Source organism: Leisingera sp. NJS204, from assembly GCF_004123675.1.
Lineage (GTDB): Bacteria > Pseudomonadota > Alphaproteobacteria > Rhodobacterales > Rhodobacteraceae > Leisingera.
Genome location: NZ_CP035417.1, coordinates 3,158,044 through 3,181,093, shown reverse-complemented (window position 1 = coordinate 3,181,093; position 23,050 = coordinate 3,158,044). Strand labels below are relative to the sequence as shown.

The 23,050-nt window shown below is 61.5% G+C and carries 20 protein-coding genes and 4 pseudogenes; 16 read left to right on the top strand and 8 right to left on the bottom strand.

Features of this window, described 5'->3' with window-relative positions; genetic code table 11:
* Positions 1–5: 5 nt before the first annotated feature.
* Positions 6–902, bottom strand: a complete 897-nt coding sequence (locus ETW24_RS15515) for a LysR substrate-binding domain-containing protein (RefSeq protein WP_254695633.1) — start codon at positions 900–902, stop codon at positions 6–8.
* On the opposite strand from ETW24_RS15515, the gene ETW24_RS24905 reads away from it, so the two are divergent.
* The 15 genes and pseudogenes from ETW24_RS24905 (at position 845) to tcuB (ending at position 11,983) form a co-directional block, all read left to right on the top strand.
* Positions 845–982 carry a hypothetical protein gene (locus ETW24_RS24905; protein WP_254695765.1) on the top strand — a complete coding sequence of 46 codons (138 nt, stop codon included), beginning with the start codon at positions 845–847 and terminating at the stop codon, positions 980–982. The genes ETW24_RS15515 and ETW24_RS24905 overlap by 58 nt on opposite strands.
* Before the next feature lie 18 nt (positions 983–1,000).
* Positions 1,001–1,687 (top strand): trimethylamine methyltransferase family protein, encoded by a 687-nt coding sequence (locus ETW24_RS24900; RefSeq protein WP_254695632.1) that lies wholly within the window; start codon positions 1,001–1,003, stop codon positions 1,685–1,687.
* On the top strand, positions 1,584–1,862 hold the full coding sequence (locus ETW24_RS24895; RefSeq protein ID WP_254695631.1) for a trimethylamine methyltransferase family protein: 279 nt from the start codon (positions 1,584–1,586) through the stop codon (positions 1,860–1,862). Before ETW24_RS24900 ends, ETW24_RS24895 begins: the two co-directional genes overlap by 104 nt.
* A pseudogene (locus ETW24_RS24890) lies at positions 1,768–2,196 on the top strand (trimethylamine methyltransferase family protein); the annotation flags it as partial. The gene ETW24_RS24895 and the pseudogene ETW24_RS24890, both read left to right, overlap by 95 nt.
* A gap of 309 nt (positions 2,197–2,505) precedes the next feature.
* The gene (locus ETW24_RS24885; RefSeq protein ID WP_254695757.1) at positions 2,506–2,676 is read left to right on the top strand and encodes an aldehyde dehydrogenase family protein; all 171 of its coding nucleotides are present in this window, start codon (positions 2,506–2,508) and stop codon (positions 2,674–2,676) included.
* Between the two features lie 8 nt (positions 2,677–2,684).
* Positions 2,685–2,831 (top strand): hypothetical protein, encoded by a 147-nt coding sequence (locus tag ETW24_RS24880; RefSeq protein WP_254695630.1) that lies wholly within the window; start codon positions 2,685–2,687, stop codon positions 2,829–2,831.
* A gap of 66 nt (positions 2,832–2,897) precedes the next feature.
* Positions 2,898–3,557, top strand: a complete 660-nt coding sequence (locus ETW24_RS15500; protein WP_254695629.1) for an aminotransferase class III-fold pyridoxal phosphate-dependent enzyme — start codon at positions 2,898–2,900, stop codon at positions 3,555–3,557.
* Positions 3,558–3,621: 64 nt separating this feature from the next.
* Positions 3,622–4,667: pseudogene (locus tag ETW24_RS25235) on the top strand (NAD(P)/FAD-dependent oxidoreductase); the annotation flags it as partial.
* Positions 4,668–4,670: 3 nt separating this feature from the next.
* Entirely contained in the window at positions 4,671–6,026 is a 1,356-nt protein-coding gene (locus ETW24_RS15495) for a glycine cleavage T C-terminal barrel domain-containing protein (protein WP_368075964.1), read from the top strand.
* 43 nt (positions 6,027–6,069) lie between these two features.
* A pseudogene (locus tag ETW24_RS15490) lies at positions 6,070–7,756 on the top strand (FAD-dependent oxidoreductase); the annotation flags it as partial.
* Complete coding sequence (locus ETW24_RS24870) at positions 7,739–8,146, top strand: glycine cleavage T C-terminal barrel domain-containing protein (protein WP_368075963.1); 408 nt, start codon at positions 7,739–7,741, stop codon at positions 8,144–8,146. The pseudogene ETW24_RS15490 and the gene ETW24_RS24870, both read left to right, overlap by 18 nt.
* 4 nt (positions 8,147–8,150) lie before the next feature.
* On the top strand, positions 8,151–9,113 hold the full coding sequence (locus tag ETW24_RS15485; protein ID WP_254695626.1) for a thiamine pyrophosphate-binding protein: 963 nt from the start codon (positions 8,151–8,153) through the stop codon (positions 9,111–9,113).
* A pseudogene (locus tag ETW24_RS15480) lies at positions 9,110–9,568 on the top strand (thiamine pyrophosphate-dependent enzyme). Before ETW24_RS15485 ends, ETW24_RS15480 begins: the two are co-directional and overlap by 4 nt.
* Positions 9,568–10,944 (top strand): FAD-dependent tricarballylate dehydrogenase TcuA, encoded by a 1,377-nt coding sequence (tcuA, locus tag ETW24_RS15475; RefSeq protein WP_129371888.1) that lies wholly within the window; start codon positions 9,568–9,570, stop codon positions 10,942–10,944. The pseudogene ETW24_RS15480 and the gene tcuA overlap by 1 nt, the downstream one beginning before the upstream one ends.
* The gene (gene tcuB, locus ETW24_RS15470) at positions 10,937–11,983 is read left to right on the top strand and encodes a tricarballylate utilization 4Fe-4S protein TcuB (RefSeq protein ID WP_254695625.1); all 1,047 of its coding nucleotides are present in this window, start codon (positions 10,937–10,939) and stop codon (positions 11,981–11,983) included. The genes tcuA and tcuB overlap by 8 nt, the downstream gene beginning before the upstream one ends.
* 113 nt (positions 11,984–12,096) lie before the next feature.
* Here tcuB and ETW24_RS15465 read toward each other — a convergent pair whose 3' ends face one another.
* The 5 genes from ETW24_RS15465 to ETW24_RS15445 form a co-directional block, all read right to left on the bottom strand.
* Positions 12,097–12,339 carry a hypothetical protein gene (locus ETW24_RS15465; protein ID WP_164982753.1) on the bottom strand — a complete coding sequence of 81 codons (243 nt, stop codon included), beginning with the start codon at positions 12,337–12,339 and terminating at the stop codon, positions 12,097–12,099.
* Positions 12,340–12,880: 541 nt separating this feature from the next.
* Complete coding sequence (locus tag ETW24_RS15460; protein ID WP_129371886.1) at positions 12,881–13,972, bottom strand: sensor histidine kinase; 1,092 nt, start codon at positions 13,970–13,972, stop codon at positions 12,881–12,883.
* Positions 13,944–14,438 carry a response regulator gene (locus tag ETW24_RS15455; RefSeq protein WP_129371885.1) on the bottom strand — a complete coding sequence of 165 codons (495 nt, stop codon included), beginning with the start codon at positions 14,436–14,438 and terminating at the stop codon, positions 13,944–13,946. The genes ETW24_RS15460 and ETW24_RS15455 overlap by 29 nt, the downstream gene beginning before the upstream one ends.
* 254 nt (positions 14,439–14,692) lie before the next feature.
* Positions 14,693–15,352 carry a response regulator gene (locus ETW24_RS15450; RefSeq protein WP_254695624.1) on the bottom strand — a complete coding sequence of 220 codons (660 nt, stop codon included), beginning with the start codon at positions 15,350–15,352 and terminating at the stop codon, positions 14,693–14,695.
* Positions 15,353–15,899: 547 nt separating this feature from the next.
* Positions 15,900–18,233 (bottom strand): methyl-accepting chemotaxis protein, encoded by a 2,334-nt coding sequence (locus ETW24_RS15445; RefSeq protein ID WP_129371884.1) that lies wholly within the window; start codon positions 18,231–18,233, stop codon positions 15,900–15,902.
* Positions 18,234–18,777: 544 nt separating this feature from the next.
* Between ETW24_RS15445 and ETW24_RS15440 the strand changes: the two genes are divergently transcribed.
* Positions 18,778–19,491, top strand: coding sequence for a trypsin-like serine peptidase (locus ETW24_RS15440; protein WP_129371883.1), 714 nt, complete (start codon positions 18,778–18,780; stop codon positions 19,489–19,491).
* A 69-nt stretch (positions 19,492–19,560) separates the two neighbouring features.
* Here ETW24_RS15440 and ETW24_RS15435 read toward each other — a convergent pair whose 3' ends face one another.
* Together ETW24_RS15435 and ETW24_RS15430 are read right to left on the bottom strand one after the other, a co-directional pair.
* Positions 19,561–20,739 carry an HlyD family type I secretion periplasmic adaptor subunit gene (locus ETW24_RS15435; RefSeq protein WP_129371882.1) on the bottom strand — a complete coding sequence of 393 codons (1,179 nt, stop codon included), beginning with the start codon at positions 20,737–20,739 and terminating at the stop codon, positions 19,561–19,563.
* Positions 20,736–23,045, bottom strand: coding sequence for an ATP-binding cassette domain-containing protein (locus ETW24_RS15430; protein ID WP_129371881.1), 2,310 nt, complete (start codon positions 23,043–23,045; stop codon positions 20,736–20,738). The genes ETW24_RS15435 and ETW24_RS15430 overlap by 4 nt, the downstream gene beginning before the upstream one ends.
* Positions 23,046–23,050 lie beyond the last annotated feature (5 nt).

The window sequence follows — 23,050 nt, the reverse complement described above, 5'->3', positions numbered from 1 at the left end:
TGTTCTCAGGCTGCCGGTGCTGGGAGTGTCTGGGCAAGCAGCCAGCCGCTGATAGCGCTGGTGACACCTTCATTCAGGCCTGCTTCCAGCCGGACCAGGTAATAGGCGCGGTTCTCGCTGACGGTTGTATCGAACAGCTGCACCAGCACTCCGCTTTGCAGATCGATGTTGATCAGCGGAATCCACCCCATTACGATACCCTGCCCGGACGCAGCGGCCTGCAGCACCACATTTGTGTCCTCAATGACCGGACCGGGCAGCGTGCCGTCCAGCCGGACCCCGGCCTGCATGAACCAGGCGTTCCAGCCCAGTGTGTCGCGCTGGTGGATCAGCGGAAAGCGCATCAGGTCGGCAGGTGACTGCGGATGCCCCAGCCGCTCCAGCAGCGCCGGGCTGGCCACAGGGGCCGACAGCATGCTGACCAATGGTTCGGAAATCATGCCGGGAAAGCGCCCGTCGCCCCAGGTGATAAAGATGTCGGCGTCCACATTCTGCGGCGCGACTTGCAGCGGGGTCCGCACCAGCTTCAGTTCTACATCCGGGAATTCCGCACAGAAACCGGCAAAGCGGGGCAGCAGCCAGCGGGTGGCAAAGCTGGGGCCCAAGGCAATGCGGATCGTGGTTTTCTCGGGCCAGCGGGCCACTGAGTTCACTTTGGCCTCCAGGATCCTGAATGCCTGCGAGGCGCCGTCCGCCAGCCGCGTGCCGTCGTCCGTCAGCTGCACCTGGCGGCCATCACGGGTGAAAAGCCGGGTGTTCAAATAGGCCTCCAGCCCGCGAATGTGATGGCTGACGGCGGTGGGTGAGACGCCTATTTGCAAAGGAATTCCGCCCGGGGCAGAAAATGGCTGCAAGAGCGCGCCGCCGCGGCAGAGAAGCCCGGATCGAAGCCGAAAGCGCACCGGCAGAAGACAACCCGCCGGTCTGGGGCGGTATTGAGGGCGGCCGGTTCCGGCCCCTGAGCGATGCGGATGAGGCTTAGATCAACGAGGCGGAACTGTTGCTGCTGGAGACACTGGGACTGAGCCAGGCAACACCTTCGATGATCGCGAAAATCTGCGCTGCGGGTGGCAGCTGCACGCAAGACAAGCGGCTGCTGTTCCCACGGGCGCTGGTTCTGAAAACCATCAAGGAAGCCCGCCGCGATGTGGTGCTATTTGGCCAGGATCCGCGCAATGACCTGAACCTGTCCGGCCATCGCGTCCACATGAGCTCGGGCGGCGGCGCGCCCGGGGTCTTTGACCTTGAGGACGGGCGCTACCGGGATTGCACGCTGAAAGACCTCTATGACGCGGCGCGCATTTGCGATGCGATGGAGAGCATTCACCATTTCAGCCGCTCGGTGGTGGCCTGCGATGTTGGGAACGTGGCGGATATGGACCTGAACACCGCTTATGCCGGCCTGATGGGCACCTCCAAGCATGTATCGGTGTCGGTTTCCGAACCTGGAAATGTGCAGCAGCTGGCGGAGCTGTGCTATGCGCTGGCCGGATCCGAAGAGGCCTTTCGCGCGCGTCCCTTCCTGACGGTGCGGTCGCCAGACGGTGCCGCCGATGCGCTTTGCCGAGGGGGCGCTGGACACGTTGGAGGCCGCGGTTCTGGCAGGCTTCCCGGTGCAGCTGATCTCGGCAGGCCAAGCAGGCGCCACCAGCCCGGCAACCATTGCGGGCTCGCTGGTGCAGGGTAGGCTGTGGCGGAAACCCTGGCCGGGCTGGTGTTTGCCCGGCTCGTCGACCCGAATGCCGCCGCGACTATGGTGCAAAGCCGCTGATTTCCGACCTGCGCACCGGGTCAATGTGCGCAGGCGGCGGCGAACAGGCGATCCTGATGGCAGCCGCCGCGCAGATGGGGCGGTTCTATAACCTGCCCGTGACCTAGATTGCCGGCATCACCGGCTCCAAGACGCTGGATGCCCAGTATGGCAGCGAGAAGAACCTGGCCGTGTCTTCCGCCGCCCATGCCGGTTCCAACCTGATCACCCAGGCCTGCGGCATGCAGGCAAGCCTTCTGGGCGTGTCGCTGGAGGCTTATGTGGTCGACAACGACATGATCGGCAACATTCTGCGGACCCTGCGCGGGGTGGAGGTGAATGCGGAAAATACCGGCGCTGAGGTGATCGCTGAGGTCGGCCGCGGCTAAGGCCATTACCTGGGCCACCGCCACACCTTCAGCCGGATGAAATCCGATTACTTCTATCCGCATCTGGGTGACCGCCAGACCCCGCGGGAGTGGGCAGAGCAGGGCGCGCGCGATTGGCGAGGTGGCCAGGGACAAGGCGCGGGAACTGCTGGCCGGCCACTTCCCCGCCCATATTCCGGACGGCAAGGACCAGGAACTGCGCGCGCGGTTCAATGTTTGCCTGAGCCGGGCGCAAATCGGGCGGGCATGATGCAGGACCACGCGCTTTTTCCCCGGCAGCTGGACCTCATACAGGATTGCTGGACAGACGGTGCGGCCGCCAGGCGGTGCATTACAGAATGCCGGGACGCGGATACCACCCTGGCCATGCGCATTGCTCGCAAGGCGAAGGCCGGGCAGGTGTTCGTCAATGGCTTCCTAATAGGCGGCGGCACGATCCCCTTCGGCAATGTCAAGGACAGCGGCTTCGGGCGTGAAAAGGGGTTTCTGGGCGTCAGTGCCTATTGCGCGGTGAAATCCACCGTTTTGAAACCTTAGGAGCCGGCATGAACACCAGCCAATCCCTTGCTGAGCGCGCCCGCCTCGTCATGCCGGGCGGCGTCAGCCATGAGCTGCGCTACAAGTCCCCGCATCCGGTCTATTTCATCCGCGCCAAGGGGGCTGGAAAATGGGACGCGGACGGCAAGCGCTAAATCGGTTTTAAGCTGGGCGCGGCCAGCCAGATCCTGGGCCATGCCCACCCTGAGATCGCCGCCGCGGTGGCAGCCCAGATGGGGCGTATGCCCTATACCGGCGATTGCCACCCGCTGGAGGTGGAATGGGCCGAGTGGCTGAACCGTCTGTTCCCCTCGGCAGAGCGGGTGCGCTTCACCGGGTCCGGCACCGAGTCCACTATGCTGGCGCTGCGGCTGGGCCGGGCGCACTCGCGCCGCGACAAGGTGCTGCGCATCGACGGCCATTTCCATGGCTGGCACGACATGCTGCTCAAGGGCGCCAAACCCGGCACCAATACCGCGCCCTCGCTGGGGGTGCCGCAGGCGGTCTGCGACCTGACCGTGGTGGCCCCGCCGGATCTGGACGCCATTGCCGCGCTGTTGGATAGCGACACGCAGATCGGAACGGTGTTTGTCGAGGCTTCGGGCGCCAACTACGGCTCGGTGCCGTTGCCTGAGGGGTTCCTGCAAGACATCCGCGCGCTGGCAGATCAAAGCGGCCATGTGCTGATCTTTGACGAGGTGATCACCGGGCTCCGCTGGTCGCCCGGCGGACACCAGGCGCGCGACGGGCTGGACACAGCGGCTATCCGAAAAACCCCGCCCGCCATCGTCAAAGACCTGCGCGACGGGCTGCTGGAGCGGGGAGTGGATTTCATGTCTTCCACCTCTTGCGTGACCGGCCTGCCGCTACCCCGGAATTGATCGACGAGGCTGTGGAGCATTTCCGCGGCGCCATTTCTGCGCTCATCCGTGATGGAGTATTGCAATGAGCCTCCCCTCCCACGCCTGCACCGTCATTATCGGCGGCGGTATCATCGGCTGTTCCATCGCCTATCACTTGGCCCGCGAAGGGCGGAAGGAAATCGTGGTACTGGAACGCTCGAAACTCACCTCCGGCACCACTTGGCACGCCGCCGGGCTGGTACGCCGCCTGCGGCCTTCGGGAACGCTGACCAAGCTAATCAACTATTCCATTGATCTGTACGGAGAGCTGGAGGTGGAGACCGGCCAGGCCACCGGCTGGACCCAGACGGGTTCGCTGACTCTGGCCACCGACCCCGACCGGCTGACCAACATCAAACGCCAGATCTCGCTGGGCCGCGCCTTTGGTCTGGAGGCGAAAGTGGTGGATGGCGCCCGCGCCAAAGAGCTGTGGCCGTTGATTGAAGCCGATGATGTGATCGGTGCGGTCTGGTCGCCTGCCGATGGCCGGGTGAACCCATCAGACGTGGTTTTGGCGCTGTCCAAGGGCGCGCGGGCGCGGGGGTGCAGATCTTTGAAGATACCGCCGTAACGGGTCTGCAAAAGCAGGGCGGGCGGATTTCCGGCGTTGAAGTGGACGGCCATCTGATCAAGGCGGACGAGGTGGTCATCGCCTATGGTCTTTGGTCCCGCGAGGTTGCAGCCATGGCAGGCGCCCATATGCCGCTCTATGCTTGCGAGCATTTCTACATCCTGACCAAGCCGTTGCAGGAGGTGCAGGCGCTGGGCAAGGGTGCGCATCTGCCGACGCTGAATGACCAGGACGCCTTCCTCTATGCCCGCGATGATGTAGAGGGGCTGATGGTTGGCTGTTTCGAACCCCACGCCAAAGGGCTGTCCCTGGACCGTCTGCCCAAGGACTTCTCGTTCGACCTGCTGGACGAGGACTGGGACTATTTCATGCCGATGATGAAGAACGCCCTGCGGCGCATCCCGGCCATGGAGAAGGCCGAGGTTCGGATGCTGCTGAACGGTTCCGAGAGCTTCACCCTCGACAGCCAGTTCATGCTGGGCGAAAGCCCCGAGGTGCCGGGCCTGTTCCTGTTGGGCGGCATGAACTCCACCGGCATCGCACTGGCCGGCGGAGCAGGGCGCGCGATGGCGGAGTGGATCATTGCGGGTGAGCCGGCGATGGAGCTGAACGAGGCCGACATCCGCCGCTTCAGCCCTGAGATGAACGTGCTGGGCGCGCTGGAGGCACGGATCCCCGAGGTACCGGGCCGTCACTATGACAACCCCTATCCGGGCCGCTCGATGGAGACCGCCCGCGGCCAGCGTCGCTCACCCATTCATGCAGGCCTTGTCGCGGCAGGCGCCCGTTTTGAGCCCCGCAGCGGCTGGGAGAGTGCGGTGCATTTCGGCGGGGAGGCTGCGCATCTGCCGCTGACCTTTGGCGCGCCTGCCTGGCGCGACCAAGTGGGCCGCGAGGTAGAGGCCTGCCGCAACGGTGCCGCCATCCTGGACCAGAGCGCTTTTGGCAAGATCATGGTGCAGGAGCCGGATGCCTGCGCTTTCCTCAACCGCCTGTGCGCGGCGCAGATGGATATCGCCGAGGGCCGCATCGTTTATACCCAAGTCCTGAACCGCAAAGGCGGAGTGGAAAGCGACATCACCGTGCAACGGCACGGGGCAAACACTTACTTCATGGTCATCGGCGCCGGTGAGGTGGTGCACTACCTGAAGCGGATGCGCGAGGCCAAAGGTTCGTTTCACGTGGAATTCACCGATGTCACCAGCGGGTATGCAATTTTTGGCCTCGCCGGTGCCAAGGCCGGTGACGTGTTGCAGGACACATCGAACAGCCTGGCGCCGGATTTGAAACGCTTCCAGTTCACGCCCGTTGAGATCGGCCTGGCCCGCGGCTGGGCCGGGCGGCTGAGTGTCACCGGCGAGGAGGGGTATGAGCTGTACATCCCCGCCGACATGGCCATGGCCGCCGATGAGGCACTGTTGGCAGCAGGTGCAAGCCATGCAGGTCTGTACGCCAGCGGCTCGCTCAGGATCAAAAGCGGCTTTTGCGCCTTTGGCCATGAGCTCAGCCCCGGCCTCCCGCCGCAGGAGGCGGGCCTGGGCGCTTTCTGCGCCTTTGGCACCGGGTTTGTAGGCGAAGAGGCATTGAAGTCGCACACTCCGAAACGCCGGATTGTCTCAATCCTGTTTGATGATCCGCAGGCCATACCGATCCACGACGAGCCGGTCTATTTCGGCGGCGATGTGGTGGGGCAGATCACCTCGGCCGCGTGGAGCTATCGCTACGGGCGTTCGTTGGCATTGGCGATGATTGATGCGCCTCTGGGCCTGCTTTCCAAAAACACCGTTGTCCCGGGATTTGAGGTTGAAATCGCCTGCACCCGCTATTCCGCCAGGGCGCCGCTGAAACCTGCCAAAGAGGTGTTTGCGCTTGACTGACATCCCTCGCACCACGCAGGCCGCCATCATCGGCGGCGGCATCATGGGCGTGGCCGCCCATTTCCAGCTGGCCGAGAACGGCTGGACTGATACCATTCTGTTTGAGAAGGCGGAACTCACCTCCGGCTCCACCTGGCACGCGGCGGGGCAGATCGCCCATGCGGTGGGCAGCCGTCTGGCGGGCTGGATCAACAAAACCTCGATCGAGACCTACAAACGGGTTGAAAAGGAAACCGGCCAATCCATCGGCTGGCATGAGGTCGGCGGCTTCCGCATTGCCGCCAGTGATGACGAGGTGGATTGGATGAAGTCCATTATGGGCGCCGGCAAGCTGCTGGACCTGCCGATGGAACTGGTCGGCCCGGAGGAGGTCGCCCGCGTGAACCCTTTCTACAAGACGGATGATGTCAAAGCGGCTGTGCGCACCTATGAGGACGGCCATATCGACCCCTCATCCGTCACCATGGCGCTGGCCGCAGCCACCCGCGCGCGCCAGGATTGAACGCCGCAATCAGGTTCTGGGCGCCTCCCGGAAGGGAGACATGTGGCTGTTGCGCACGGAAAAGGGCGATGTGCTGGCCGAACATGTGGTGATTGCTGCAGGTTCCTATGCCAATCAGGTGGGCGAGTGGTTCGGGCTGAAGATCCCCTCGGTCAGCTGCCTGCACCACTATCTGGTCACGGATACGGTGCCTGAATTTTTCGGCCGCCCGGAACTGCCGGTGATGCGCGACAACGCCTATGGCGGCTATATCCGGCAGGAGCAGAAATCCGGCCTGATCGGCATCTATGAGGGCCACGTCTGCCCTACGGTCTGGGAGATGCCGGGCGGCGCGCCTTGGGCCGCAGAAAATGATTTGTTTGAGGCGGATTACGACTCCATCGGTGATTTTCTGATGGTGGCGTTCGGCAAGATGCCGGTGCTGGCGGATCTGGGTATCAAGCGCGTGGTGCGCGGCGCGATCACCCATACGCCGGATGGCGGCATGCTGGTGGGGCCGTCCGGTGCGCCGAATGTCTGGCTGTCCTGCGGGTCTTCCATTGGCCTCGCATGGGGTGGCGGCGCGGGCAAGGTACTGGCCGACTGGATGGTGCATGGCGAAACACCGATCAACACCCGCGGCATGGATCCGCGCCGCTATGGCAGTTTCTCGACCGGGCATTTCATCGTCGTGCGCATCAAGGATGAGTTCATGCGCCGCCATGATACCCCGTGCCCTGGCAAGCAGTTCAACAGCTTGCGCCCGCTGAACCGCCATGTGCTTTATGACCGGCTGACCGAAAAGGGCCGGTTCGAGACTGAGATCACCATCTGGCGCATGGCTGAGGACCGCTATTTCACCGGTTCGCCCATTGCCCGCGCCAATTCGGATTTCGACTGGATCAAATCGCACATCCGCGAGGGCGAAGACGTGCAGATGGTCAACCGCTCCCACGATTGAGGCATGCTGGCGCTCTCCGGCCCGGCCTCGCGGCGGATTATGACGGAGCTGACGGGTGCGGACCTCTCGAACCAGGCGTTCCCCTGGCTGTCCGGGCGGGAGACCACCGTGACGGGAATACCCTGCTATGCCTTGCGCGTTTCCTTCGCCGGTGAACTTGGCTGGGAGCTGCACGCGCCGCTGGAGCAGATCGGTGAACTCTATGACGCGCTCTTTGGTGCTGGTGAAAAACACGGGCTGACCGATTTGGGCTCCTATGCCTTCAACGGGATGCGGATGGAAAAGGCTTATCGTGCATCTGGCGAACTGACCACCGATGTGGGGCCGCTGGACGCGGGGCTGGACCGTTTCGTCGTGGCGGAGGGGCGCGATTTCCTGGGCAAGGACGCCCTGCTGGCCCACGATCCGGAGTGGGAGCTGTTCTATGCCGAGCTGCACGCGGAGGATATCGATATCCACGGCGGCGAACCGGTGCTGCTGGATGGCAAACCCGTCGGCCTGACCACTTCGGGCGGCTATGGCTATACTGTTGGCAAATCGCTGGGCTGGCTGTTTGTCCGCAAGGGCACCCCGCGTGAGGGCCTATGTGTGCAGATCCTGAACCGCGAATTTCCCGTGACCGTCCACCAGAACGCAATTTTTGATCCGCAGAACCTGCGGCCGCGATCTGAGGATTGACACCATGACCAAGACCAACACCAAGATCACCGGAGGCGAGGCTGTCTACCGCGTGCTGCAGGCAAATGGCATCGGCTCTGTGTTCGGCCTGTTGGGCGGCTCGATGCTGGAACTTTCCGACGCGGTTTATCAGGGCGGCGGCATCGGGTATGTCGGCGCGCGGGATGAGCGCGCGGCGGGCCATATGGCCGATGCCTGGGCGCGGATGACCGGCAAACCCGGTGTGGTGCTGGGGGCGCAGGCGGGCCCCGGCGTGGTCAACATCGTGACTGCGGTAGCCGAGGCGCAGCTGGCCTATTCACCGCTGGTGGTAATCGCCGGGGCCATCAGCCGCTGCGATCAGGCCAAGGATACCTTTCAGGAAGTTGATCAGGTTGCCTTGTTCGCGCCGATCTCGAAACGTTCGGTCATGGTCATGGTCACGGATCCGGCACGCCTGGCGCCGATGCTGGAGGACGCGATCCGGCTGGCTAACTCGGGCCGCCGCGGGCCGGTGGTGCTGCATGTGCCGCGCGATCTGTTTGCCGCCGGCGTTCCCGCCATCGACCCCAAGCCAGTGAACATCGCCCGCCCGGGGCCTGTGGCGCCGGATGACATCAGCGCCATCGCAACCCTGCTCGCAACCGCGCAGCGCCCGGTGATCTTTGCGGGCGGCGGCCTTAAATGGGGCAAGGGGCGCGGGGCGCTGACCGCTCTGGCGGAAACGCTTGAGGTGCCGGTGGTGGCCTCGACCGGTCATGCCGACGTGATGGTGGTGCTGGGCGCGCGGCTGGGCTTCAACTCCACCTTTCACAGCAATGACTATGTCGGCGCGGACACCCGTATCGCGCATGTGGACATCGACGGATCTGCCGTTGGGCGCTGGCTGAAATCCGCGCCGCACTGCCCGAAAACGCAATCGTCACCCTGGACACCGGCAAATCCTGCCTGCAGGCGGCCGACCGGCTGGCGCATTATCAGCCGATGAGCCTGATCACCCCGTTGGACTTTGGCCTGGTGGGTTTTGGCCTGGCTGCTGCGATCGGCGCCAAGGCTGCCAGCCCGGAGCGTCCGGTGGTCGCAGTAATGGGCGATGGCGCTGCCGGTTACACGATGATCGAAATCCAGACCGCCATTCAATAAAAGCTGCCGATTGTGGTGGTGGTCTTGGACAACGAGGCCTGGGGCGCCGAGAAAGCCTATCAGCAGGATTTTTATGGCGGGCGTTTCTTGGGGGCTGAGATCACCTCGCCCCGCTATGACAGATTTGCGGAACTCTGCGGCGGCAAGGGTATCTGGGTTGATGGACCTGGCGGAATGGACCCGGCGCTGGAGGCAGCCCTTGCCAGCAATGAGACCACCATCATCCAGGGCAAAATCGACCCCGGCGCGCTGATGACCCTGCGCAAGGATCTGTTCAAGGCGCCAAAGCTGCCCCGATGATGAGCAATCCCGATATCGTTGTGGCGGGCGGCGGCAATGCCGCCCTTTGCGCTGCGATCACCGCGGCGGAGGCGGGCAAGCGCGTGCTGATGCTGGAGGCCGCACCCAAACCCTGCCGCGGCGGCAACTCGCGCCACACCCGCAACTTCCGCTGCATGCATGACGGGCCTCTGTCGGTGCTGACCGGCACCTATGGCGAGGAAGAGTACTACAAGGACCTTCTTTTGGTGACCAAGGGCAACACGGATGAAAATTTGGCCCGCCTTGCCATCCGCGGCAGTCAGGAAAGCCAGCCCTGGATGGAAGCGCGCGGGGTTCGTTTCCAGCCTTCACTGTCAGGCGCCTTGTCGCTGAGCCGCACCAACGCCTTTTCCCTTGGCGGCGGCAAGGCGCTGGTGAATGCGTACTACCGCACTGCAGAGGCGCTGGGGGTTGAGGTGCTTTATGAGGCGCCGGTCACCCATATCGAGCTGAACGGCGATCGGATCACAAGGGTTGATTTCACCCATGGCGGCGCGCGCCACAGTCTCAGCCCGCCGGCGGTGGCGGCGGCCTCTGGTGGCTTCCAGGGCAATATCGAACGGCTGGTGGAGGCCTGGGGGCCGGAGGCGGAGAACTTCCTGATCCGCGGCAGGCCTTACAACCACGGCGATGTGCTGTTCGACCTGCTGGGGCAGGGGGGGCAGCCCATCGGCGACCCGACCCAATGCCACGCGGTGGCGATCGACGGCCGCGCGCCCAAGTTCGACGGCGGCATTGTCACCCGGCTCGACTGCGTGCCGTTCTCAGTGGTGGTGAACAAACATGGCGACCGCTTCTATCACGAGGGCGAGGACGTTTGGCCCAAGCGCTATGCAATCTGGGGACGGCTGGTGGCTGCCGAACCGGAGCAGGTGGCCTATTCGATCATCGACTCGAAGTTCAAGGACCTGTTCATGCCCTCCGTCTTTCCGCCGGTAACCGCGGACACGATCCCGGAACTGGCGGGCAAGCTGGGACTGGAGCCGCAGAAACTTTCGGAGACTATCGAAGCCTTTAACGCCGCCTGCCGCCCCGGCAATTTTCACCCGGCTGAGCTGGACAGTCTGGCGACCGAAGGCCTGGCCCCGCCGAAAACCAACTGGGCCCGTCCGATTGCGGAACCGCCGTTCCACGGCTACTCGCTGCGCCCCGGCGCGACCTTTACCTATCTGGGTTTCAAGGTGGACGAGACCGCCCAGGTGCAAGGCGCCTGCGGCCCGGTTGAAAACCTTTGGGCCGCAGGCGAGACCCTGGCCGGCTCGATCCTGGGCCAGGGCTATCTGGCCGGCTTCGGCATTACCATCGGCACGGTATTCGGCCGCATCGCAGGCCGGGAGGCCGCCCGATATGTTTGAACAGAGCCAAATGGAGCGCAAGGCGGCGACCCGGATCGACGAAGCCCGCCGCCAGATCGAGATCTGCAATGCCTGCCGTTACTGCGAGGGCTATTGTTCAGTCTTTCTAGCGATCATGCGCCAGCGCAGTTTTTCCGAAGCCGATATCACCCTGTTTGCCAACCTCTGCCACAACTGCCGCGGTTGCTATTACGCCTGCCAATACACCGAACCGCATGAGTTCGACCTGAACTTGCCCGGTATTCTGGCCGAGTTGCGCACCGAAAGCTGGGAGCGCTTCGTCTGGCCCGGCGTCCTGGCCCGGCTGTTCCAGCGTAGCGGCACGGCGCTGGCCGTGGCCCTGATGCTAAGGTTTGCAGAGCTGTTCTGGGCGGCCCAGGCGATGCGCCCCGAAAGCGGCAAAGGCCATTATGCAGTGATGAGTCACGGGTTGATGGCCGCGATCTTCATGCCCGCCTTCCTGCTGCCGCTTCTGGCGCTGTTTGTGTCCTTACGGCGATATTGGCGCCATGTGGGCGGGCAGGGGATAGGAATGTCCCAAATCCGACAGGCATTGCGCCGCGCCGCACACATGAAGGACCTGTCAGGCGGTCAAGGGCAGGGGTGCAATTTCGAAGACGAAGACCGCTTTTCCAACTCACGCAGATACGCACATCAGGCGGTAGTGTGGGGGTTCTTCATGTGCTTCGGGTCAACCGCATCGGGCACCGTTATGCATTACATTTTCGATTGGCCTGCACCCTACGGGCTGCTGCTGACAGCAGGCTGCCTGGAACGGGCCCGGCTGAAGCTTAAGGCTGATCCGGCCTTGGGAGCCAGACGGGCATGGGCCGGAGAAATGGGGTTTGTGTTGCTGCTGGGGTTTGTATCGCTCAGCGGCTTGTTGCTTTATGCTGCTCCGGGCACTGCGGCGGTTGCGGGTTTGCTGCCGTTGCATCTTGGCGCGGTGCTGACCTTTTTTCTGCTGATACCCTACACCAAGATGGCGCATGGGTTCTTTCGTCTTGCGGCACTGATCAAGGACGCGGCAGGTAATTAGAAGTCTGATAGACCGTGTAATCGCAACGCGCTGGACGAAATTCGGGCCCGTTTCATTTGAACGCCGAGCAGGCTTAAGAATGCGTGCCGGAAGCAGGTTCGCCAAAAAGGGCATTAAAGAACAATTTTCACCTCAAAGGCCGCTCGTATCACCGGACCGGCCTCTGTGATCATCGCGACGGTCAATGTCTCCGGTGCGCCGGCGGGCGAGTTGCCTTTTCTTGCAGGCAGGTAGAATGAACTTCTGCAAAGGTCTGCAAGCAGCTCGAACTGCCGGACGTAAAATGCGAACGCGGTATCAAGGCAGGCCGCGCCAGGGTGCATCCAGGTGCTGGGGCGGAGGAGCAGGGGGCGCATGGCCTGTCTTTCCATAGTCCCATCTGCGGGATCATTTTGGCCTTACGCGCATTGCCGGACCTGCGGCAACATCCATTAAGAGGTTGCTGAAGAAGCCTGACCTCAATGAGTTCAATAATCATAGTTTGCTCTTAGCTGATGACTGTGGAGGAAATCATGCGCAGAACAGGGAAGATGAGCGGATCGCTATTACAACAATGCCGCCATGGAAATGCGGCTTCCTGAGCGGCCTTCTTTGCGCATCCGCTGGCGACCGTCCCCGCCGGGATGACTGTTGCCGAAACAGCGGATGCGCAAGCGGGATCCCTGCACGGCCGATCACTATTGTGGTAATGTGCCGGGCCCCTTGGGGCGGCCGGATTACATCAGAGTTTTTTACTGTATCCCAGAGCAGGAAGCCGCGTATTTGCTATCCGCGCTGAAGGGGCTGGGCGACGGACATCTGAATGCTCTTTGGTTCTGCAGGCACCGGGCGGGGGGCAACCGTGATCTGCCTTCCCCTGTATAGTGCTGCCTGCCGCGGGAGGGAGCACTATAGCAATCAGGCCGTTTCCCGTGCCAGTCCGGCCTCAAGGTCGATTGTGAAGCGGATTGTGGTGCCTGCGTCCGCCTCCGGATCGCACCAGATCGTTCCGTTGTGACGCTTGGCGATCTTGGCGCAGGTCGCCAGGCCCAGACCGCTGCCTGGTTGATCACTGCCACGCTGCAGCCGCTTGAACGGCTCAAAAATCTTTTCCCGGTATTGCGCTGGAACGCCGATACCGTTGTCGGCAACGGATATCATCAATCCGGACCCGGCACGTTCCGCAGTCACGGAAATCTCAGCGGTTTTGCCACCGCTGTATTTGATCGCATTGCCGATCAGGTTTTGCAGCAATTGCACGATGTCCGGCGGGAAGCACAAGCCGGCCAGCCCGCCGGAATGCCATCCTATCCGGACGCCGGATTGCACAAGATCCTGCGCCATGACTGCCCGCAGACTGTCAAAGAGGCTTTCGACGGTCACATGGGCAGGCTTGCCATTGCTGTGCGGGTTGATATGGGATGCCAGCCCTTCGATCAGTTCAGACGTTTTGCGCACCGATTTTTTCATCAGCTCGAATTGCCGGGCCACCTCCTCAAGATCGCCGTTCTGGTAATCCTCGTGTATCTGATCGCTAAGAAATTTTATGGCCCGGATTGGCGCCCGCATGTCATGTACCAGCACATCGGAGAAAAGGCGCAGCTCGTTCTGCTGTTCCTGGATCCGCCAGCGCATGTCTGCAACCTTCTGCCCGTTCTTGATCATCCGCATCAAGGCTTCAGAAGTGATCGCAGATTTTGGGATGTAGTCACTTGCGCCGGCCAAAATGACGCTTTTGGCGATTTCCTCATCCCCCTGACCGGTCGTCATGAACAAAACCGCCCGCGGCCAGGTTTCGGTCAGCCGCGCAATCAGGTCGAGTCCGGTGCCATCAGGCAGGAGATAGTCCAGCAGGATCACTTCTACAGGAAGGCCGGAGTGAGACAAGGCGGCCTCTCCACAGTCGGCCTCAATGACATTGGCATCCGGATACAGATGCTGCAGCAGTCTGCGCGCTAGTTTCCGATCACCGGCGTCATCATCAATGACCAGAATGTTGAGGACCGTCATCGGACACCTTTCTGACGTGGATATCGGGCAGTTCTACTATGCGCCAGTAGTTGTCGAGGGTTGCCATCAAGTCGACAAACATGCCGCCGGCATTGGATTTGAGAATGTATCCAGCGACATTGTTGGCGTAGGCGGCGGAAATATCCCGTTCGTCGGCAGAGGTTGTCAGCACGATAAAAAGGACCTTGTGCAGCACCGGATCAGCGCGGATTTCCTTCAGAAGCTCAATCCCGTTCTTGCGGGGCATGTTGATATCGCTCAACACAACAAAGTTGGGCGGCGGCACTTGGTGCATTTCACCGCGCAGGAACGCCAGAGCCTCAACTCCGTCCACGAACCGTTTGATCGGGTTGGCAATCCGGGCCCGGTCGAATGCGCGGTTCAGGGCTTTTGCATCACCGTCGTCATCTTCGACAAGGATAATATTCAGGGCCGGGCGGCTAGCGGTTTGAGAACTGGAAATCATATCGTCATGTCCTTTTTGGCGCTTCCTTCGACCACTTCACCCTGCAGAAGGTCCTTCTGGGCAGTCCTGGTTGGGGCCCGGCATCATAGCAGCCTGACTCTGAACCCGGCTTGGAACGGGGCGGCCGGCAAGGGAATGCCGTGGGCGACTGCCCCGGATGGCACAAAAGAAAATGAACACAATTTTGACCTTCAGTTTCATGAACGCCCTGGACATGCCTAAGATTCATTTGCGCAGACCCGTGAAGCGGAATGCTATTGGAGCAGGCTGGGATTCGCCTTCGCAGTGATTTCCCGGGTGTCTGAAATGACGCTGTCCAGGTCATCCATGAACACAACCAGATCCTTGCAGCTTCGCTCAAGAAGTGAGACGTCGGATAAAATGGCGGAAGGCACGGTGTCATCCTGCCGGGCTTGTGTCTTGATCATTCGGACACCGGCAAGCGTGCGGCTCAGCAGCAGCCGAAGGTCTGGGCCGCAGCCGACAATGAAGCGCTTGAATATCCGCCGGAGCTCTTTTTCAGATGCGCGCGCGCTGCTGAGCTGGCCATAGAGCGCCCGCCGTTCAATCGCGGAGGCGATGGATTTGATCAGCGTGTCGGCGGACAGCTCTTCCTTGACTATGTAGTCGGCGCAGCCGCGCCGCATGGCTTCAACGGCAATTTGATAGTTGGTCATGCTCGTCAGCATGATCGGCACAGCCTGGACTTGCTCTTCATGTGTCAGCAGAATTTTGAGTGCGTCAAGCCCGGTGTCCATGCCAAGGTTATGATCCAGAAACACCAGGTCAAATTGCTCTATCTCCAGCTGCTGGCGCATTTCTTCCAGATTGGCAGCCTCAAAGAATTCAGCTTTCATCCCGGCTTTGCGGCATAGTTTGCTCAAGCGTAGCCTGTCGATTTCATCATCATCCACAGACAGGATGTTGAGTATGACCGGCTGCAGCGCCGGCGGGGCAGTCATGTCCGAATAGCTAGCATTTCTCATTATCTTCCCCTTGTGAAACACATTTTGCCCGGGGAGTGAGTATCCGGGTCCACTCGTATAAGGGTAACTTACCACATATTGACTGTCGCATAGGTTAATTACCCTGACGAATTTGACTTAAGAAATCCGAAGCTGTGGATAGAGTTTGGGTTTTTTGCGCCAAATTGCGTTGTGACAGCCCATTTTGTGAAATCTTTGCGTTTCGGAATGTGAGCGGATTGGAAACAGCTCCGCTGCCGAGCGGGAATGAGGAGAATTTTCTGCAATTTGGGCAGAATTGCCTCTGCAAGGACGGCCTCGCCCGTTTGATTGAGCACTGTTCAGAATTGTGCAGTCGGTATGCCAGTCCGCGGGTTACAGTTTTTTTGGCAGAAAGCGGCATGTCCGAAGTCCGGACACACCGCATTTGAAAGGCGGGAACACATGAAGTCTGGCCTTTGCTGGCCTTCATGATGCTCTGTTCTTTCGGCTGGGGTTAGAAATTCTCCCACTTGGCTAGACCGTCTGTTCCTGTTGCTGCAGACGGGGCTGGCGGGTCTGTGGCAGCCATATCCGCCGCAGAGTTGTCAGCGGAGATGCTGTTCCGGACAGGCAGCTGAATGCCCTGTGCAGCCCGGGATTGGCTATTGATCGTGAAATGCGCCACAAGTTCTGCCAGTTTGCCCGCATCGCTGTTCAGCATGTGACCTGCGGCGGTTGCCTGTTCCACCATTGCCGCGTTTTGCTGGGTCACCTGATCCAGCTGAGTAACACCAGTGTTGATCTCATGCAGTCCTGTCGACTGCTCCGCAGCCCCTTCGGCAATGCCGGATACAAGCTCTGTGATATGAGCAACCCGCGTGACAATGCTCTGCAGCGCCTCGCCGGCCTTGCCGACCAGATCGACCCCGCGCTTCACCTGTTGGGAACTGTCGCCGATCAGCGTTTTGATCTCCATTGCCGCGTCCGAAGACCGCTGCGCCAGCGCGCGCACTTCAGAGGCGACCACGGCAAACCCCTTGCCGGCTTCGCCTGCCCGCGCGGCCTCGACGCCTGCATTCAAGGCCAGCAAGTTGGTCTGGAAGGCGATGTCGTCGATGACGGAAATGATCTGGGAAATGTGGTTCGAACTCTGCTCGATCTCGGTCATGGCGGAAACGGCGTTCTGAACAACGGAGTCGCTGGTCTCAGCTTCCGAACGCGCTTCGTCCATGGTGGACTCGACGCTGCGGGCGCCGTCGGCGGCGGATTTTACCGACGCAGTCAGCTCATCCAGCGCCGCGGCTGTCTGTTCCAGCGTTGCGGCCTGGCTTTCGGTACGGTGCGACAGGTCGTCAGACGCTTGACTGATCTCGGCAGCGCCGCTGCGGATACTGGCGGCAGCTTCGACAACCCTCTGCACAGTCTCGTTCAGGGTTTCGAGCGTCAGATTATAGTCATGGCGCAGTTGCTCGTGATCTTTGGGAAACGTTTCAGTTATCGGGTGGGAAAAATCCCCGGCCGATAGTCTGACCAGTCCGGCGCTGAGGCTTTCGACCACCATTTGCTGATCCAGCTGCAGCTTGTTGCGATGCTCCTCGGCGCTGCGGGCCTGTCTAAGGTCTGATTGCATCGAAACAAGCGTCTTGCCGATTTTGCCGATTTCATCGGACCGGTGGGCCGCTTCGACATCGGTGTCCAGGTTTCCTGACGAAACCGCTTCCATATCGGCGCAAATACGGTCGATCGGCTTGGTGACTGAACGCGCCAACAGCCAGCCCGCCAATGAAACCAAGGCTGCACAGCTGAGGGATATCAGGATCATCAACCGCCGTTGCGTTACTGCCGGGGTCAGAATTTCGGCCCGGTCAAGCTCCGCGACCAGCGCCCACTGGAGGTTGCGAAAGGCCACCGGCATTGAAACTGCGGCAATTTCCCGGCCATCGGCCCGGGCAATTGAAGGGTAAAATGTTCCGGCAGCTGTGGGTTCTTCGTCTCCGGCCGGCAGGGACGCTGCGGCAAAGGCACCTTGTATATGGGGCAGAGGCGGCAATTTCTCCAGCAGAGCATGCCCGTCTTCAAGCCGGGAAGGAGTCCGGGCCTTGAGGTCTTGCCCGGCAAGGTAGACGTCCAGCGTGTTCAGCTCCCCGGTATAGCTGGAGGTGATTCCAGCGATGCCGTCAATTGCGGCCTGCAGCGCAAAGACGCCGATGTAGCGCCCGCCGCTGTCCAAGATACGGGTGGCAGCAAATGCCGCAGGAGCACCAGCACTGGGCTCATAAGATGCGATGTCGGAAAAATAGACCGTGTCCTTCTCCCCAGCGGCAGCCAGCTGGAAAGCCTGGGCAAGACCAGAATCCTTGAAGGGGCCGGCAGACAAGTTCGTCGTGTAATCGGCCTCCTTGGCGACAGAAAAGATAACGTCGCCCGACGGGCTGATCAGGAATATGTCGTAAAATCCAAGCCGCTCCATCATCTTTTTGAAGGCTGGGTGGCTGCGTTCGAAGTGAATGTCATAAGGCGACGCGGCGGAGGCAAACATCGAAAGGTTCTGAACCTCTTTTTGACCGGATCCTTCACGGGTGGTCCAGGTCACGCCTAGGTCTTTCATTGCCTTGGCGGTCGATGGGACTGAAGAAATTGTCAGGATCGCGGCCTCGATAGAGGCGAGATAGGATTGGAGCGCCGCCTCGCGGTCCTGAATCATCGATTGCATGAAAATTTCGGCATCGTGAACAACACTGCGCCGGAAGTAGCTGCTGCTGAAAGCAATCAGGACAATTGTCAGGGTAAGTGCAGAGCCGATGACAAGCATTGGCAGCTTGTGAGCCAGTTTCAAGGAACGGAACATTTCTAAGTTTGCGACCTCCGGAACGCATCCGCCGGGCAGTGGATGCAGGCATTGATATTGTTCCCTATACAACGCCAGATAGATTTTCGATCTGTTAAGACACCTGCAGTTTCCAGGGGTGAGTTGGGCATGCAGCATCGGTCCCGGACGATGCGCATTAACCATTTGGGCGGCATCGCAGCCAGCGGGCTGATGTGCCCAGTGCACCGTTCTGCTTCGAAAGCGCGGAAAACGCTAACGTATCAGAGAATTTGGAGCCTCGATTCGGGGGGGTGCAGTCCGGAACCAGGGATCTCAGGCCGGTGAACGGCTGCGGAATTCTCCTTGTTTGTTCATGGTTTGGAAAAAATATTAACGAATTGTTTACTTTCTCTGGCGCTTCGGGGGGCTTTTTTGCCATGGTTAAGCATCAATAACCGGGGGGTTAGGGAATTGTTAACGCTGCCACATTCTGTCCATGAATCCGTCTCAGCCTGGCAACATTGGGCCTCATTCCAGCCGCACGCCTGAATAACGATGCGTCTGTGGGAAGCTGGAGTGGATAATGAGACTTCTAATTGCTGCGATTGCGGCGTGCCTGTCATTGGGCATGCCCGATGGCGTGGCTGCGGATGATTCGCGGTCCAACGTCAGATCAATGGAAGGGTGGGAGGCCGTGGGACGGCTGAACATCTCCAACAAGAACATGTGCACCGGGGCGCTGGTTGCGCCGGACTTGGTGCTGACAGCGGCGCATTGCCTATTCGATCCCAGGACGGGGGCGCGGGTTGACCCGTCCACGATCCGGTTCGAAGCGGGCCTGTCCGGGCGGCAGGCCGTGGCCCTGCGGCAAGTGGTGAAAGCGGTGATGCACCCGCAGTACCGCTACCGGCCTGGAGGCACCCATCAGATCGGCAGCGATCTGGCGGTGCTGAAACTTGACCGGCCGATCAGCCGCAGCCAGGTTCAGCCTCTGACTATGTCCAGCGGTGCCGCGCGGGGGGATATACTGGGGGTTCTGTCCTATACCCGCAGGCACGCAACCCGGCCCAATCTGGAGCGCTCCTGCAGCGTCCTGGCGCGGCAGAGCCGGACCTTGGTGATGTCCTGCCTGGTGGATTTCGGTGCTTCAGGCTCGCCGGTGCTGGAAATGCGCCCGGGATTGCCGCCGCGGCTGGTTTCGGTCATCTCGGCCAAGGCTGCGATGGGCAACCGCCGGGTGTCGATTGGAACGGCGCTGGATTCGACGCTGCGGGATCTGATGCGGCGGGCGGGCTAAGGACCCCATTCAGAGACAGGACCGCTTTTCCGCCTGCCGCCGTACTGGGGGCAGGCGTTTTCCATTGCATCAAGGCTCGCGCAGGGCCTCGCGGGACTTGTAGAGCGGCTTCAGCAGGTATTGCAGCACGGTCTTGGCGCCGGTCTGCAGTTCTGCGGTTGCCCGCATTCCCGGGCGGATTTCGATGGTTTGCTGGCGTTCGGTAAAGCCGGATTTGTCGACCCGGACAGTTACCCGGTAATAAGGTTCGGCGCGCGGATTGCGCTCGTCCTCAAAAGTGTCGGCGGAAACGAAATCCACCTTGCCGCGCAGGGAGCCGTAGATGGTGTAATCATAGGCTGAAAGCTTGATTGTGGCGTCCTGGCCGGGCTGCACACTGGCGATATTCTCAGGCTTGATGCGGGCCTCGACAAACAGCTCTTCGCCCAGCGGGATGATTTCCAGGATCTCTTCGCCGGGACGGATCACACCGCCGATGGTTGTGACCGACAGGCTGTTGACAATGCCGGCCATCGGCGAGGTGATGATAGTGCGGTTCAGCTGATCCACCGCCAAACGCTGCTCCTGGCGCAGCGTGGTCAGTTCGCGCAAGGTCCGGGAGTATTCCTCGGCCTGTTCCAGCTCTGCCTGGGTGCCGATCTCGTTGTATTTGGCGCGAGCGTCGGTGGACAGTTTGCGGGCCTTGTTCACTTCGATCAAGGCCACGATCTTCTGCTTGTAGAGCCGCTCCATATTGGCAAGCTCGGCATTCTGCTGGTCGAGGATCTGTTTGGCGCTGTCGCGGCGGCTGGTGAAATCGGTCTGGCGGGCCGTCAGCAGCCCGCGTTCAGAGGACAGGATGCCGGGGGAGCGCTGCGCCAGCATCTCCGGCACGGCAAATTCAAAGGCGCCTTTCATTTGCGCCTCCAGCCGGAAGCGTTTGATCTCCAGCGCATCGATCTGGTTTTGCAGCTCATCAGCTGCGGCGCGGAATTTGGTGTCCTGCAACTTGGCCAGCACCTGGCCTGCGGTGACGATGTCGCCCTGGCGTACCTGGAGTTCAGCCAGGATGCCGCCTTCGAGGTTCTGAACGATCTGGGCGCGGGACGAAGAAACCACTTGGCCCTCGCCGCGTACAATTTCGTCAATCGAGGCAAAAGCCGCCCAGATCAGAAACGTGAGCAGGGCGGCAAGCACCAGGTAGATGATGCGGCTGGCGCTGCGCGGCGTCTCGGCGTTGCCGTAGGGGTCATGCAGAGACATGGTCATTTGCCTTCCCCGGCGGCCAGATGGGCCAGGACCTGGTCCCGCGGCCCGTCCACAACCATCCGGCCTGACTGCAGGATCAGGGTGCGGTTGGTCAGCGACAGGATCGGCATCCGGTGGGTGGCGACCACTGCGGTGCGGCCTTCCAGCCAGGTTTCCAGGCGGCTGACAAGGGTGCGCTCCAGTGTTTGGTCCAACGCAGCGGTGGGCTCGTCCAGCAGTACCACGGACGGATCCTGCAGCCACAGCTGTGCCCAGCCGATGGACTGGCGCTGGCCGATCGACAGACCATGGCCGCCATCGCTGATTTCCAGATCCAGACCCTTGTGGTGGTTGCGCACATGGGCGCCGAGGCCGGCAAACTCCAGCGCTTCCATCAGCCGGTCATCATCGCGTTCCAGCTGGTTAAGGTTCAGGTTGTCGCGCAGGGTGCCGGCAAACAGGCGCACGTCCTGGCTGAGATATCCAATGTTTGCACGCAGGTCGCGCGGGTCGATCTGCGCCATGTCTGTGCCATCCAGCAGGATCCGGCCATGATCGGGCGCATAAAGCCCCGACAGCAGCTTGAGCAGGGTGGACTTACCTGAGCCATTGACACCCAGAACAGCGACCCGCTGGCCGGGGGTGACCGCCACGGCTTGCACATCCAGCGTCGGTGCGGCGTCGTCTTCATAGCGGAACAGGATGTCGCGGAGTTCGAACCGGCCCTCGATTTTCTGACGGCGCAGGTAGGTGCGTTCTTTTTCTTTTTCCTGCGGAGCCTGGGCAATCGCATCCAGCCCTTCGAGTGCGGCCTTGACGTTGCTCCAGCGGGCCAAAGTGCCGGCAAATTGCGTCAGCGGCGCCAAGGTGCGGCTGGTCAGGATGCCGGTGGCGATAATGGTGCCGACGGTGAATTCACCAGCGAAAACCAGCAGGGTGCCCAGCACCACGGCGGTGATATAGGTGGCCTGCTGTACCCCTTGCGACCAATAGGTGAGGGCGCTGGACAGCTTGCGCTGCTCGGTCGCGGAATGCGAGGACAGCGTGTTCAGCTCATCCCACAACCGCAGCACCCGTTCCTCGCCGCGCTGGGTTTTTACGGTGTCGAGTTCGGTGACCACCTCATGCAGCAGGCGCCCGGCCTTGGCATTGGCGCCCTGGGTCTGGCGGGTCAGGGCGATCATCTTCTTCTGCATGAAATAGGCAGGCAGCAGCATCAGGATGCCGCCGGCAACAATCACCCAGACCACCGGCCCGGCAATCGAAGCGACCAGCAGCAGGAAGACGGCGATGAACGGGATATCGGCCAGGGTCGAGATGGTGGAGGAAGTAAAGAATTCCCGAACCGAACCGAAATCGCGCATTGCAGCAAACAGGCCGGACGGCGGCAGCGGCTTTTTGTCGGAACGCATGCCGATCAGGCGGCGCATCAGATTGTGCTGCACCGACAGCTCGATCTGGCGGCCGGCGGCATCGGTCAGCCGGGCGCGGGCCAGCTTCAGCATCGCCTCCAGCGCAATTGCCAAAAAGGCACCAACTGCAAGCACCCACAGCGTGGCTTGCGACTGATGCGGCACCACGCGGTCGTAGACCTGAAGCGAGAACAGCGCGACCGAAACCGCCAGGATATTGGCGACCAGCGATCCCAGCATGATCTCGCCCACCTGGCGGCGGTATTTCGGGAATTCGCTCCAGAACCAATGGCCGGGGTCGATCTGCGGTGTGTGTTTCGCTGCCATCTGCTTGAGCGAGGGGCGGGCCGACAGCACGGTGCCGGTGAAATAGGGGCTGAATTCACCCAGCGGCACTTCGGTGCGGTTGTCCGCGCAGGCGGTGTCGTAGATGGTCAGTGTTTCTTCGGTTTGGCTCAGCACCAGCACGCATTGGCCGCCGGACATGACCGCAAGCGCGGGCCAGAGGGCCGGGTTCAAGGTTTGTTTTTCCAGGATCTTCGGCTGCAGCCCGGTCGTGTGCAACGCCTTGGCCAGGGAATGCAGCGACAGGTCGCCCGGTGTTTCACTCCACAGGAAGGCGGCGACGTCGCTGACTGGCACTTCGCTGCCCTTCAGAGCGGCCAGGGTGGCAATCAGGCTGGCGCGGTGCTGAATACGCGTTGCTGCGCCCTCCAGCAGCGAGCCGACTTCGGGCTGGACGTCCTGCGGCGGGGCTTTTGGCAGCGGATTGGCGTCCGGAGCGGGGACCGGTGCAGGGGCGGGTGTGTTGGCCGGCTGCATCGCTTCCGGTGCTCCGGTTCCGGATACAGGCACCGCCCGCAGCACCGGCTTTTTGCCGGAGGCGGGCAGGGGACGGGGCGGCTTTTGGGTCATGTCGG

Bases quoted from the DNA above. Each gene is read 5' to 3' on its own strand.
- ETW24_RS24905 (WP_254695765.1), top strand. From the start codon at position 845: ATGGCTGCAAGAGCGCGCCGCCGCGGCAGAGAAGCCCGGATCGAAGCC.
- ETW24_RS24885 (WP_254695757.1), top strand. From the start codon at position 2,506: ATGCGCATTGCTCGCAAGGCGAAGGCCGGGCAGGTGTTCGTCAATGGC.
- ETW24_RS24880 (WP_254695630.1), top strand. From the start codon at position 2,685: ATGAACACCAGCCAATCCCTTGCTGAGCGCGCCCGCCTCGTCATGCCG.
- ETW24_RS15495 (WP_368075964.1), top strand. From the start codon at position 4,671: ATGAACTCCACCGGCATCGCACTGGCCGGCGGAGCAGGGCGCGCGATG.
- ETW24_RS24870 (WP_368075963.1), top strand. From the start codon at position 7,739: ATGCGGATGGAAAAGGCTTATCGTGCATCTGGCGAACTGACCACCGAT.
- ETW24_RS15485 (WP_254695626.1), top strand. From the start codon at position 8,151: ATGACCAAGACCAACACCAAGATCACCGGAGGCGAGGCTGTCTACCGC.
- tcuA (WP_129371888.1), top strand. From the start codon at position 9,568: ATGAGCAATCCCGATATCGTTGTGGCGGGCGGCGGCAATGCCGCCCTT.
- tcuB (WP_254695625.1), top strand. From the start codon at position 10,937: ATGTTTGAACAGAGCCAAATGGAGCGCAAGGCGGCGACCCGGATCGAC.
- ETW24_RS15465 (WP_164982753.1), bottom strand. From the start codon at position 12,339: ATGCGCCCCCTGCTCCTCCGCCCCAGCACCTGGATGCACCCTGGCGCG.
- ETW24_RS15460 (WP_129371886.1), bottom strand. From the start codon at position 13,972: ATGACGGTCCTCAACATTCTGGTCATTGATGATGACGCCGGTGATCGG.
- ETW24_RS15455 (WP_129371885.1), bottom strand. From the start codon at position 14,438: ATGATTTCCAGTTCTCAAACCGCTAGCCGCCCGGCCCTGAATATTATC.
- ETW24_RS15445 (WP_129371884.1), bottom strand. From the start codon at position 18,233: ATGTTCCGTTCCTTGAAACTGGCTCACAAGCTGCCAATGCTTGTCATC.
- ETW24_RS15440 (WP_129371883.1), top strand. From the start codon at position 18,778: ATGAGACTTCTAATTGCTGCGATTGCGGCGTGCCTGTCATTGGGCATG.
- ETW24_RS15435 (WP_129371882.1), bottom strand. From the start codon at position 20,739: ATGACCATGTCTCTGCATGACCCCTACGGCAACGCCGAGACGCCGCGC.
- ETW24_RS15430 (WP_129371881.1), bottom strand. From the start codon at position 23,045: ATGACCCAAAAGCCGCCCCGTCCCCTGCCCGCCTCCGGCAAAAAGCCG.